Source organism: Nocardioides potassii (assembly GCF_021648885.1).
Lineage (GTDB): Bacteria > Actinomycetota > Actinomycetes > Propionibacteriales > Nocardioidaceae > Nocardioides > Nocardioides potassii.
Window position 1 is genome coordinate 201,050 of sequence record NZ_JAKJHZ010000006.1, and the last position, 12,664, is coordinate 213,713.

Sequence of the window (12,664 nt, forward strand, 5' to 3'; positions counted from 1 at the left end):
TGACGGGTGCCCACTCGGGAATCAACCCGTCGCCGGGGTTGGGAACAGCGCGCTCCCTACGTGAGGCGTTTCCCGACGCACACATAACTGCCGTCGACTACTCAGTCCGCTCGACCGGTCTTGCACACGATGTATTCGACGAACGCGTGGTGCTGCCGCCCTGGCGCGAGGTCGACCTCAACACAGGCCGACAATCTCTTCTTGATCTGGTCACCGAGCGCCAAGGGCTGCTGATCTCAGGGCTGGACCTCGAAGCCTCTGTTCTCAGCGTCCTGGCATCCCCGTCCATCCTGGTGCCCCCAGTAGACGCGCTCAATCGTGTGTCCAAAGGAAGCGCCGGGCAGGCAGCTGAACTACTGGAGCTGCAGTATCCGGTCACAATGGCGGTGGCGTCTCTTGCCGATGCTTTCGACTTCTGCGAGACACACGGATGGCGGGCTTGGGCCAAGGGCGAGCGCTATGAAGCGGTACCCGTAACACATCCCGGCGCCCTCGCCCACGCGCTCGACCGCATCACCAAGACGTGGGGCGGCACGCCACTGCTGCAAGCAGACGTGGCGGGAGCCGAGGAGTCCATCTGCTTCGCCGCTCATGACGGACGGCTGCTTGGCGCGTGCGCGATGCGCAAGACCAGCATGACGCCCGAGGGAAAGACGTGGTCGGGGCGGGTCACGGAACTGTCCGAAGCCGACGAGAAGAGCCTTCGCACATTCGTGGCTGAGACCAGGTGGACGGGAGGCGGCGAGCTGGAACTGGTGCGTGAAGCACGAACCGATGAACGCTTCCTCATCGACCTGAACCCTAGGTTCCCAGCCTGGGTGCACGGCGCGACGCTCGCAGGCTTCAACCTGCCGGCGCGTCTCGTCGCCGCGGCCAGCGGGTCGACTGCGCCGACCGAGTCAAGTAGTGGAAACCCCGAGTTCGTCCGCGTTGTGCTCGAACTACCAGCCGTCCACTCCTATCCGGTGCAGGGCTTCGGAATGCCGTCCCAACTCGCCGCAGGCCTCAAGGGCCACCCGTCCGGAATGCCTGATCTGTCTCGCGCAGTCAGCGGCGAGCGCCCGCCCGCCCGGTCCTCAACGGTCGCGAGCCATCACCCTGCGGTGGATGAACTGCAAACGCTGGCTATGGCAGACCTCATGACGCCGGTGCGGCTTGCCCTTCCCCGGGTTGTCGAGCAACGCCTTGCACAACTCAACAACTTGCGCCTGCAGATCGCCGCCAGTTCGGGATTGCCCGTGACGTGCGCCTACTCGATCAAGACCGACCCTTCGCCCGACATCTTGAGTGCCATGCACGCCTCGGGGTTGAAGGCGGAGGCGATCTCAATGGCCGAGGTGCAACGTGCTCTCGGGGCGGGCTTTACCCCGTCGGACATCGTCCTCAACGGACCCGGGAAGTGGTGGCCCCGTCCTGTCGATTCTCGACTGGCACTACGCGCACTGTTCGCAGACTCCACGTCTGACCTGAAGCGGTGCCTCAGGGTCAGCGCAGATGGTGACCTTCAGCCGAACCTGGTGGGCCTCAGGGTTGCCGCCCCGAAGGTCACGTCGCGATTCGGCATCCGGCTGCATGACCGGCGTCAGTTCGCAAGTACGGCATCGCTGTTGGCCGCCAGCCATCTGGAGAGCTTTGGGGCGCACATGCACGTCGCAGCCAGCGCCATCGGCTTCACTGAGTGGCTCGCGAACGCCCGGTTCGCCATCGACTTGGCCGCGATGCTCGCGGACACAGTAGGCATCCCGGTCAAAGCCTTCGACTTCGGCGGCGGGTGGCCGGCCGCCATGACGCGATTCGACACACCTGCATTGAGGGAGACGTGGACCGAAGCCGCCGGCTACGCGCGCAGCAAGCTGCCTGATCTTGAGGAGGTGCTCTTCGAACCCGGGAAGGCGTTGGTGCAGCCGGCGCAGCTGCTGCTAACGCGGGTTCTCGAGCTTAGGGACTCTCCCGACGACGACCTTGCCGCAGTGGTGGATGCGTCGGTGGCGGATTTGGCAGACCTGACTCGGGTGGCTCGCACTGTCGTCGCGTTCGACGACCAGTACCAGACGTGGAACGTGCTGCCGGACGGAGACGACCTCATCTACGGACGCATCTGCATGGAGCACGACATCTTGCGGCGAGGCGTCGCCATACCGGACACCGCCGAACCCGGAACTCTCCTAGCGTTCCTGGACGCGGGAGCCTACGAATCGAGCATGGCTTATGCCTTCGGCAGCTGATCTCGCGAAGCGATTCGCCTCTCCCTCCGCCTTGCGTACGCACGAGGACTGCTTGGCGTGCATCGCGACCGCAAGATGGCTGACGGCAATGCATGAGAATCGACTGCCCGCATATCCCGTAGGTCCCCTGCGCGAGATGCCGACGTGGCTGCGCGATCACTTCGATTGGGGCATCACGCACTGGCCCGCTCACCTGTGCGACCTCCTCGCCGCTGACACGGTCGACTGCGGGGTCTTCGCGGCCCTCGCGAGTCGACTGCTTTACGCCCATCAGATTCCACATGCCCGAGCCCAGCTGATTCTGCGCGCGACACCTCAGGAAACGACGGCTTGGCGTGAGATATGGGCGAGCGGGAACGGCGATCCGAACTGGTTGCTCACTGGCGAGTCGGTCTACCACGAGGCCATTGCCGTGCTTGACGGCACGCGGCTGGTTCTGTTCGACACCACTGACATGCAGCCTGTAGATCCGTGGACGAGCAACCCGGTCGGGAGGCTGGCCGCTCTGCGCATCACGTCGGACACCCATCTTCGTGGGGCCATCTCCGATCGGATCGCGCTGATAGGTGTCGAGGCCACCAAGTCGGCTCCGCTCGACGCCGACAGCTTCCTCGCCGTTGCCGGGATCGAGCTGCAAATGGCGCTCACGCACGAAGGGACCTGGATTGAGCCCTTGGCGGACAAGACGTGGAAGGCGATGACGTGAACACAGCAGCTGAGGTTGGGACCGTCCTTCTCGTCCACCCCGGGATTTACAACGACTTCAATCCTCTGGCCTTTCCGCCTTGGGGTGCGCTGTCGGTGGCGTCGCACCTGCGTGCGCACGACATCAACACGGTCGTCGCTGACCTCAACGGGCAGGACATCTACGCATCCATGACGGCGTTGCTGCGCGAGCACGCGCCAGCCGTTGTCGGCTTCACGTGCAAACTCGGTCTTGCCGCAAGACGGTTTCGGGAGGCAGTCGAGTGCGTCCGACGCGAGCGCGGCGACGACGTTCGGATCGTCGCCGGGGGGCCGTTGGTCAGCACATACCCCGACCCGCTCCATCCGCTGTGGGATTCAGTCGACAACCTGCTCCTCGGGGACGGAGAGTCAGCGCTCCTCACCTTGCTCACGGACCCCGAAGGAGCCAACCACTCGGCGCACAGCGAGGTCGATCTCAACGAGGTGGGCTGGGGAATGTGGTGGCCCGAGCTGGGTGACTACGTCCGTCCGGCGGAGTACTGGCCGAACATGAACGCTCGCGGCATGCACGTCGCTTCTGCTCGCGGTTGCACGCGACGGTGCACGTTCTGCTACCTCAACACGCATGTACCGGGAAAGCGGTTCAGGTATGTCGGAGCGGAACGACTGTTCGACCGGCTCATCGACCTGCGGGAAACCTTTAACACCACGGGCTACTACTTCGTTGACGACTGCTTTATCGACCGCGGGCAGCACAGGCTCAACGACTTCATCGAAGTGAACCGGTCCCACGGAAATCCATTCGTCTACGGCTGCGACGTGCAGCTTCCCGACCTCGCGGACCCTGCCACGTTGGAGCGCATGCACACGTCGGGTTTCAGATGCCTGTACCTCGGCATCGAAGCCGCCTCACCCGCCGTCCGGAAGAGCTTGGGCAAGGGCAGCGTTCGCGAACCGGTCGAGACGCTGGTGAACCGCGCCCTTGACATGGGTTTCTTGATCCGCGCATCCATCGGTATCGGCTGGCCTGGGGAAACGCTGGAGGAGATGAAGGCGACCGTCGACCTCATCGGTCGCGTCGACCGGCTCGCCTTCGACGCCTACAAGTTCTTTCCACTTCCCGGCACGCCGCTGGGAGAGTCCGCCTACTGGGCTGCGAGGCGTGACATGGCCTTGACCAAGGACCAGTTGCTCGAGGACTCCTACGCCGACTACTCGGAGTTCAACGCCAACTACTCCGGCGTCCCCGATGCCGAACTCGAGGAGGTCTGGGGCCACATGCTGGATCTGGAACAGTCGAGGCTCGCCGCCTACGCGGCGACACCGATGTTCCCGCCGCCGCCCCCGGCCACGTGACGGTCGCTGGATCGTCGTTGATCCCACCTTCTCTTTCGTCACTTAAGCACAGGGCAACGAGGTAGGCCGTAGGGCGAGAGACGTTCCTCCTCCAGGGAGCGAGCGCGGCGCGCACGCTCCGTTGTTGACGCCTCCCATAGCCGGCGGCCACGCGTCATCTCGCCGCGAGTCGCCCTTGAGGTCGACTTAGACGACCCAGAGTCCCGATCGCCTGCATCGAGATGCAGAAGGATGACACGCATGCCAGTAAACGACGCAGTAGTTGGAGCTATCGCTGGTGGCGGATTCGCCCTCGCCGGCGTAGCGCTGCAGCAAGCCCTCGCCATCAACAGCGACAAGAAGCGATTCCGGCGGGAGCGCATGGCAATTCGCGAGGATCAGTGCACGAAGGCTTTCGCCGATCTAGTTGTTGGTGGTCGACGTGTTCAGCGAGCGCTCGTCGACCGGGATCGCAAGGCGGTTGGCGCACAGGATCGACTTGCCGCGGAGGTCGACAAGCTGGCGGAATCTGCGGCACTTGTCCGTGTGCTCGTCACCGACAGGGCATTGCTCCAATGCGTCGAGGAGTTCGAGGATGTAGCGAAGCAGCTGCAAACGAGGCCGTCGGACGGCGAGCAGATTCTCCAACTCACGCCCCTAATCGCGTTGATTCAGACATACGAGGCGAAACGCCTCGCAACGCTGTAAGGCGCATCCCGATGGTTGAAAGGCGCGGGCGGTTTCTTGGAAGCACGGGCCGAACCTTCCCTGCGTCGAGGAGGCGGCCGGGCGTCGGTCCGCAGGGGCTGCGATCCTAACGGCTCGGACGCACAAAGTCATTCCGCCACCTGTTGGGAACAGGGGCCGCCCGTAAGCGCGGGTCACACGGAGTGAGAAAAGCAGCCTAATCGAGGCCGGCCCCGCCGATCATGCCACTCGCCGCGGAAAGGGGGTCGAAGCACGCGCTTGGCCACAGTCCGGCAGGCGGCTCTGCCTACGCAAGCCCTAGCCCGCCCACCACGCGACGGCCGCCGAGGCCGCCGTGATGATCAGACCTAGAACCGCGATGGTTGTCTGGATCCAGAACTCTTTCGAGCTTCCGGATGCGACGGCGGCGCTCGAGATGGAGTCGGTGGAGGTAGAACTGCCCGTTGCCCGCGACCCAGTTGTCACTTGGCCGCCCATGAGCGCTCCATGCCACCGCGACGCCCGATAAGCGATCAGGGCAAGGGCGAATGCGACCAGCATCAGGACGATGCCGCCGAATAGAAGGGCCAGCCGCGTCTCGGCTGGGATCGGAACTATTGTTTCCTTCCTGAAGCCGATGATGCCGGTCTTTTTAATCTCAGTCTTCTGAGATGCGAATCCGAGAAGCATCAACCCAAACGCCAGAGAGAGGAATGCTCCGAGCCCGAGGATCGTCCGATTCCGGTCCTGACGCTCATGGACTAGGGCCATGTACTCGTATTGGTCCACGATCTGATGCTACGAGCAAGGCCAGGGCGTTCGCACGGCTTGGTGGCTGTTCGCAACCTCGACGACTCGCTGGACGTAGGTCCGTCGCCTGCCACGGAGACGTTCTGGGGGAGCGATGGATGCAAGCTATTGCGCGGTGGGCAAGCTGCCGGTCCGCAGATGCAGTCTATGCGTGGCCATGACACATTCCGCCGCGTGTCAGGGACATCCGGATCTGCCGGGAGAGGTGAGACGTCCAGGCACGGTGAGTGCTCTGGCAGAGTGCGATCATGACGCCAGTCGACCGTTCGCACATCCGGGTCAAGGCCATGCTGATCGCACCGAACGATGACTTCACGGCCCACGCCGTCAGCCTCAACCCGCCTACTGCGGAGAACGCCTCCGGGTACCACCGCCTGATCGGCGGTGGTGTCGAACTGGGTGAGACCCATCGCGATGCGATCGTGCGCGAGGTAGACGAAGAACTCGGCGCAAACATTCGGGACCTGGCGTTCCTGACCGTTGTCGAGAGCATCTTCCGCATTGACGGCACGCTCGGCCACGAGATCGTTTTCCTTTACGCGGGCCGACTGGATCCCTCACCTGCCATAACGGACGCGTCACTCATTGAGATCGACGGCAGCGTTGTGCCAGTCGTGTGGCGCCCGATCGACGACGAGAACGAGCCGCTCCCGCTCTATCCGAGCGCAACGGTCGATTGGGTACGCAGCCTGTCGTCCCAACGTCATCCTCGGGGGCAGGCAGTCGAAGACGAGTGACAGTAGTGAGAGGCGCGTCCGCATCTGCTTGTCATGCACGTGATCCGCGTTTGGTCGGGAGGTGCGCCATTTCGCCGCGAGTCGGGGTCGACGGCCCCGCGCCGTCGCAATCGAGGCCTCTGACCGTGGGCGCAACCTCCAGGTACCCAGAGATTCACGCTGGCGCCTCTACCGAGGACCATGACTCTCCCAGCTCGATCCCCACACCGTTCTGGCCGAGATAGAAACGACCCGCATCTCGGCTTCGGCTCGCAATGTCAAGGCGCTCAGAGAAGTCCTTTGCCTCGACGAGCTCAATCAGTGCGGCTTCAATCGCCGCTCCTACGTCCTCAAACATGGCGAGGCTCCCACCCGCGAGAAGTGGGACGCCGAGCTCGAACACGACGGCCGGAAGCCACAGCCACGCGTCGACGTCTCGCAGGTGCCACCGGAGAAATTCGCCTTGGCCGTCGGCATCACGGCTAGATGCGGCTGCGACGAGCGGTTCATAGTGCAACGCAATGATCGCGCTTCGGTCGATCACATCGGCGCTGCGTTGGCGAGGCGGATCTTCCAGCCGACACTGCCACGCCGGATCCGAGCCACTGGGTGCGGCAAAGTACGACATCGACGCTACCGCCAGTGTGGCGACCACGCCCGTGACTGTGGGAAGTAGTTTGGCCTGGTCCTTCGCCGTCTTTAGCGCCGGCAGGTCTATGCCGTTAGATCGGCCCTTCGCCTCGACGGCGACCGAGGTCGTCTTGAGGAACGGATGCACGCCCAGGAAGTCAGGGCGGCTGCGGTGGGTGGCTTTTTTACCCATCAGCGCGAGAACCCGGTCGAGGTGGACCAAGGACGGCACGTCGAGCACTTCGGCGCACGCCAGCTGCGCCATGGTCATGCCATGGAAGTAGCTGACGGCCCCCTTCTCGGTGCCGTCGAGGCGGTCGTATCCGTCACTGCGTCGCCACCGGTTGCCTGTGACGTCCAACGTGGACGCGACAAGGGTCATGCGCCAGCACAACTCAAGCACCGAGCGTGAGCCCAACGATGGAGCAGTCGGGGAGACACCTACCGTCGCAGCGGCCCACATGAGCTTGACCAGTGGTGCTTCCATGTCGGTGTAACTGGCTACCGAGCTGGCAAACCCCTCTGTCGTGACCCCGACATGCATCGACACCGTGCCTAACTCCTTCCGTCGATAGTCCTCTGCAAACTCGCACGGGCTTCGCTGGACCGATCCGTACTCGTAGCGGCTGAATACTTTGGCTCACGCTTTCGGTCAGGTCCTCTGGATTGGGACGTCGTCGACAGGTGGAGGCGTGGAAGCTCGATGCTTGTTTGGTTAAGCTGGCATTGGCCCGTCTTACCTAAATGACCTTGACGAATCGTTCGGTTGAGAAGTCGTCGGCGTCTACGTTCCACGTGTCGGTTGGTTGCAGCGCACCCGGGATGGTGGCGCAAACGAAGAGAGTCATGGTTTGACCTTGGGGGATGTACTTGTCGCCCATGTAAGCGTCGCCGCCGCCGCAGTAGTCGTAGAGTCCCGGACCGAGTTTCCGGTATCGCTCGTCTCCGCGGGCAAGACTAAAGTTGACCCAGTTGGGGGCGGCGGTTCCGGCTCCGAGATTGGTGACGGTGACGGGGACTCTGACGTAAACCCATCCGGGGCTCACGGTTCCGTAAATGATGCTGCTGGGCTTGGCTTTGGCTTCTGCCTGCATTTCGGGGAGCGGGTCAGCGTCGGTAGCGCCCACTTGGTAGCGCCACGGTCCGAGGTCGAAGGCGGTCCCGACGATGTAAGGGTTGGCTTCGCTGCCGTTGTTTGCGATGCAGGCGCCGTACATGCCGTGGCGGTGGTAGGACGCACCGCCGGTCCACTTCTGGTAGCGAGCTTTGTTCTTGTACTGGTATCTGGCGGGTGTGGCCCAGCCTGTTTTGACTTGTTCTGCGCCGATGGAGACGTTCGCGCGGTCAGCGATGACGTCGCCGAGGATGTTGCCTTGCTTGTCGCGTTTGGGTGCGGTCTTGTCGAGTTTCACGCTGACAATGAGTCCGGGGTTGATCCAGGAGCGCAGGTCGTCGCGTGCGCCTGCGGTGATGCAGGAGGTGCCTCGTACTTGAGCGCCGAGGAGTCGAACGTTGAAGGGTCGGTCGGTGCCTTGCCGGAGTTTCAGCAGGTCGCCGGCGAGGACTTTGACGACCTTGATCGGTTTCGGCTTTGGCGGTTGCGGCTGCGAGTTGTTGTTGCCTGGGGTTGGGTCGCTGCCGTAGTAATAGGGGCCGCCGAGCGATTCGCAGACGACGCCGTCGCCGTCGGAGTCGAGGTTGTTTGGGTCAGCGGAGGGCGAGTGGTTGAGGTAGAAGAGTTGCGCTGCCTGCTGGCTGGGGAAGTCAGCACAATCGACGTCCTTGGCTTGCGTTTGTGCGTGCGCGGTAGGCAGTTGGGCAGCGAGTGCGGTCGCTGCGAAGGCGAGTAATAGTCCGGTACGTCGCATTGTGATCCCCCAGGCTGCATCGCCCCGTCTGGACGCATGCGTGTGTGGTCAACATGGAATCACGGGCACGTGGCCGTGCGCTGCGGGTCTCTCGAAGTGCGTGGCTGGTTGGCCGGATTGACGGCTTGAGGTCGTGATTAAGGTCGTCGGTTTGCGGACTGTTCAGTCCTAACGGCGGCTCGCGCGTGGCGAGGTCGTCTGGGTCGCTGGCCGACCGTGTGAACTCGTTCGCTTCCTGCTGTGGAGGTAGCTGCGGAGGCGGGCGAGGTCGCGCACTGGTCGGTTGTGTCTGCGTGGAGCGCGGTCTCGGAATGCCACGTCGCACAATCTCTGCGTTTGTCGCGCGCATGGACATTGACCGCAATACGACGCAACTTCGACCCTCACCAAACCGTCCCCGCTTTCACTCTGCGCCTGGCTGACTCCGAGCGGCGGCAAGAGACGGGACAGGACAGGCCGCGATCATGTCTCGGGGGCGGTTCCACTTGTCGTCAGGCACTAGCGACGCCACCCTCGAGCATGACTTCCTTGTGGATAGCGGCGATCGGCATCTTCGGAACCTTGGCTGGATCGGTGGTGACACAGGTGCTGCAGGCGCGAGCCGCTGATCGAAGGGGCCACCTCGAGGAGCGCCGACGCGTCAGTGATCTTCGTCGAGAGGCGCTGGCGCTCTTTGCGGACGCTCTGATGTCGTACCGAAAAGCGCAGCTTCACAATTGGCATGAAGCCAAGTCCCGAGGCGTCGACCCGGACGAAACCGACGCTGCCGCCGAACTTCGCGACTTGAGGGCGAAGGCATGGAGCGCCTTCTACCGCGTTCAACTCTTGTGGCAGGACAATTCAGTCGTTGGCGGAGCGCGCAAGTTAGTTGACGCTGTCACTGACCTGAAATTGCTAGATGACAAGGAGGCGGTCGGCGAGTCTGCCGATCAAGTTCGTGAGGACCTGTCTTTAGTGATGGATCAAGGACGGGATGCACTCGACTCCGACAACGGCTAGTCGGCAGGTGTCCCTTGCCGACTGACCTAACCTGCGGCATTCCGCCGCATATGACCTTCCCCGAGATGACAGAAGCCCCCGACCAGTCGGCCGAGGGCTTCTGTGCGAGTCGGATTAGGAGACGCGGACGTTCTCGGCCTGGGGACCCTTGGGGCCCTGGGCGAGGTCGAACTCGACCTTCTGGTTCTCGTCGAGCGACTTGTAGCCGCCGGACTGGATCGCGGAGAAGTGCACGAACACGTCCTCGCCGCCGCCGTCCTGCGCGATGAAGCCGAAGCCCTTGTCGGCGTTGAACCACTTGACGGTGCCTGAAGCCATGATGAGTTTCCTTTGTTTCGTCTCGGGACTGTGTGCCACCGAGCTGCTGAAGACATCCACCTGATGGAGTCCAGCGAACCGAAAACCAGGAGTACGAGACACGAGCCGCCCGTCGTGAGCGGCGAGGACGACCGCGGGCCGTCCCTTCAACACCCTCAACAGTAGAGCACTGCGCACATCTCCGCTCTTTCGGCGCTGGCTAGTGTCGAACACATGACCAACGACGCCCCCCAGCTCCCGGACCAGACGCTCACCCTCTCCGGCGGATCGAGGATCCCTCTGCTCGGCTTCGGCACGTGGCAGATCACGGGCGAGGACGCGGTGCGTTCGACCGCGGCAGCGCTCGAGGCCGGCTACCGCCACCTCGACACCGCGACCGTGTACGGCAACGAGGGCGAGGTCGGCAAGGCGCTGGCCGAGAGCGGCGTCGCGCGCGACGACGTGTTCGTGACGACCAAGTGCCCACCGGACAACGTGGGCAAGGAGCTCGACACCCTGAAGAAGAGCCTCGAGCTGCTGCAGACCGACCACGTCGACCTGTGGCTGATCCACTGGCCCGGCGACGGGTCGGCGAACACCGACCTGTGGAAGGCGTTCATCGAGGCGCGCGACGCCGGGCTGACGAAGGAGATCGGGGTCAGCAACTTCGACGCGGCACTCCTCGACGAGGTCAAGGAGGCGACCGGCGAGGCGCCGGCGATCAACCAGATCCGGTGGAGCCCGCTGCTCTTCGACGGCCAGACCGTCCTCGAGCACCGTGACCGCAACGTCGTGCTCGAGGGCTACAGCGCCCTGCGTGGCGGGACGCTCGACCACCCCTCCATCGTGGAGATCGCCGAGCGGCTGGACCGCACGCCGGCGCAGGTGATCATCCGCTGGCACCTGCAGCACGAGATCGTCGTCATCCCGAAGTCCGTCAACGCCGACCGCATCCGGTCCAACGCGGACGTCGGCGGGTTCGAGCTCAGCGCCGAGGACATGGCGACGCTCGACGGCCTCGGCGGCTAGCCCCGCTCCTCGGCGATGCTGTTGCCGCCGTCGACGACCAGGCACTGACCCGTCACGTAGGACGAGCCCGGCGCGCACAGGAAGGCGATCGCGGCGGCCACCTCGCGCGGCGTGGCGCTGCGCCCGACCGGCGTACGACGTCCCTGCCGCACCTCGTCGTCGGTCTGGCTGCCGGTCGCGATCCAGCCGGGCGCGACCGCATTCGCGGTGATGCCGTCGGCAGCGTGGTCGATCGCCACCGACCGCGCGAGGCCGACCATGCCAGCCTTGGCGGCGGCGTACGCCCCCTCGTCGCGCATCGCCATCACCGCTCCGGTCACCGAGGTCACCATGACGACACGACCCCAGCCGGTCTCGCGCATGCCGGGCAGGACCGCCCGGGTCGCGAGGAACGCGGTGTCGAGGTTGCGGGTGAGCGCGGCCTGCCAGGCGTCGTACGACAGTCCGTCGACGCCGCCGGTCTCGTCGCCTGTGCCGGACCCGGTGCTGAACGCCGGGGAGCTGACGCTGGTCATGCCGGCGTTGTTCACGAGGATCGTCGGCGGACCGAGCGCCTCGACGACTCGGGCGTGCGCCTCGCTCACCTGACGTTCGTCGGTGAGGTCGGCGACGACGCCGACGGCGCGGACTCCGCCGGCTTCCAGCTCGGCGGCCCGCTCGTGCGCGCGGTCCGTGGTGGCGCCGACCGCGACGGCAGCACCGAGGGCACCCAGCAGCGACGCGGCGGCGTACCCGATCCCGTCCGGCGAGCCGGCTCCCGTCACCCACGCGACGCGGCCGGTCAGGTCGAAGGCGTCAGGCAGCATGCGCCGAAGACTAGGAGAAGGACTTCTCCAGCGCGTCGAGCACGGCGGTCCGCTCTCGTACGGCGATCCACTTCATCACCGGTGTCGCCGGCGCGTAGACGCCGTACGTCCTGAGGCGAGCGTAGTGCGTGACGCGCGTCGTGCCGTCGCGGGCGTCCGACAGCCTGTAGCCCGGCCAGCCCTCGGCGAGCTTGGCGCCCCAGGGAGCCTGCTGCCACCAGTGGTACTCCAGCGCGGTCGGCTGGTCGAACACCGACACCTCGCCCGGCGCCTTGCCGAACAGCGTGGAGTCCTCGTAGGTCGTGCCGAGGCCGACCGGCCCGTCGGACGTCTTCACGGACTTCCGACGGATGCTGCCCCGGTGGGGCTGCCAGTCGTTGATGCTCTCGATGTCGGCGAGCTTGTCGAAGACCGCCTCGATCGGGGCCTTGATGATGCGTTCGAGGTGGAGCTCGGCGTCGCCCATGGGGTCATGATGTGCCTGCGTCCGACTCCGGCGGTAGGCCGGTCTAGTGGGGCGTTGGTCTCGTGACGGGACTTCGTCCCTCCTCGACCAGCGGGCGCAGTGTTCGCGG

13 protein-coding genes are annotated in these 12,664 nt (G+C 64.6%); 7 read left to right on the plus strand and 6 right to left on the minus strand.

The annotated features are described in order from the left end of the window. The first annotated feature begins 146 nt into the window (after positions 1–146). From L2K70_RS10265 to L2K70_RS10280, 4 genes are all read left to right on the plus strand, one after another. Positions 147–2,225 (plus strand): hypothetical protein, encoded by a 2,079-nt coding sequence (locus tag L2K70_RS10265; RefSeq protein WP_236401741.1) that lies wholly within the window; start codon positions 147–149, stop codon positions 2,223–2,225. A 136-nt stretch (positions 2,226–2,361) separates the two neighbouring features. Further along, a complete protein-coding gene (locus L2K70_RS10270; protein WP_236401742.1) occupies positions 2,362–2,931 on the plus strand; it encodes a hypothetical protein in 570 nt (189 codons plus the stop codon). Continuing rightward, complete coding sequence (locus L2K70_RS10275; protein WP_236401743.1) at positions 2,928–4,268, plus strand: B12-binding domain-containing radical SAM protein; 1,341 nt, start codon at positions 2,928–2,930, stop codon at positions 4,266–4,268. The genes L2K70_RS10270 and L2K70_RS10275 overlap by 4 nt, the downstream gene beginning before the upstream one ends. 240 nt (positions 4,269–4,508) lie before the next feature. Further along, positions 4,509–4,955 (plus strand): hypothetical protein, encoded by a 447-nt coding sequence (locus L2K70_RS10280; RefSeq protein WP_236401744.1) that lies wholly within the window; start codon positions 4,509–4,511, stop codon positions 4,953–4,955. Between the two features lie 297 nt (positions 4,956–5,252). On the opposite strand, the gene L2K70_RS10285 is transcribed toward L2K70_RS10280, so the two are convergent. Beyond that, a complete protein-coding gene (locus L2K70_RS10285; RefSeq protein WP_236401745.1) occupies positions 5,253–5,723 on the minus strand; it encodes a hypothetical protein in 471 nt (156 codons plus the stop codon). Positions 5,724–5,992: 269 nt separating this feature from the next. On the opposite strand from L2K70_RS10285, the gene L2K70_RS10290 reads away from it, so the two are divergent. Continuing rightward, positions 5,993–6,481 (plus strand): NUDIX hydrolase, encoded by a 489-nt coding sequence (locus L2K70_RS10290; protein WP_236401746.1) that lies wholly within the window; start codon positions 5,993–5,995, stop codon positions 6,479–6,481. A gap of 154 nt (positions 6,482–6,635) precedes the next feature. Here the strand turns inward: L2K70_RS10290 and L2K70_RS10295 are convergent, their stop codons facing one another. Both L2K70_RS10295 and L2K70_RS10300 read right to left on the minus strand, forming a co-directional pair. After that, positions 6,636–7,472, minus strand: coding sequence for a hypothetical protein (locus L2K70_RS10295; RefSeq protein ID WP_236401747.1), 837 nt, complete (start codon positions 7,470–7,472; stop codon positions 6,636–6,638). A 358-nt stretch (positions 7,473–7,830) separates the two neighbouring features. Beyond that, complete coding sequence (locus L2K70_RS10300) at positions 7,831–8,958, minus strand: excalibur calcium-binding domain-containing protein (RefSeq protein WP_236401748.1); 1,128 nt, start codon at positions 8,956–8,958, stop codon at positions 7,831–7,833. A gap of 519 nt (positions 8,959–9,477) precedes the next feature. Here L2K70_RS10300 and kilB point away from each other — a divergent pair. After that, a complete protein-coding gene (gene kilB, locus L2K70_RS10305; protein ID WP_236401749.1) occupies positions 9,478–9,957 on the plus strand; it encodes a plasmid transfer protein KilB in 480 nt (159 codons plus the stop codon). 114 nt (positions 9,958–10,071) lie between these two features. On the opposite strand, the gene L2K70_RS10310 is transcribed toward kilB, so the two are convergent. Then, on the minus strand, positions 10,072–10,275 hold the full coding sequence (locus tag L2K70_RS10310) for a cold-shock protein (RefSeq protein ID WP_091198989.1): 204 nt from the start codon (positions 10,273–10,275) through the stop codon (positions 10,072–10,074). A 213-nt stretch (positions 10,276–10,488) separates the two neighbouring features. On the opposite strand from L2K70_RS10310, the gene L2K70_RS10315 reads away from it, so the two are divergent. Further along, positions 10,489–11,283, plus strand: a complete 795-nt coding sequence (locus L2K70_RS10315; protein WP_236401750.1) for an aldo/keto reductase — start codon at positions 10,489–10,491, stop codon at positions 11,281–11,283. Here the strand turns inward: L2K70_RS10315 and L2K70_RS10320 are convergent. Continuing rightward, a complete protein-coding gene (locus L2K70_RS10320; RefSeq protein WP_236401751.1) occupies positions 11,280–12,089 on the minus strand; it encodes an SDR family NAD(P)-dependent oxidoreductase in 810 nt (269 codons plus the stop codon). The two genes, L2K70_RS10315 and L2K70_RS10320, sit on opposite strands and share 4 nt — an antisense overlap. A gap of 10 nt (positions 12,090–12,099) precedes the next feature. Beyond that, positions 12,100–12,555: an SRPBCC family protein gene (locus L2K70_RS10325; RefSeq protein WP_236401752.1), complete on the minus strand. Its 456-nt coding sequence runs from the start codon at positions 12,553–12,555 to the stop codon at positions 12,100–12,102. Positions 12,556–12,664: the final 109 nt, after the last annotated feature.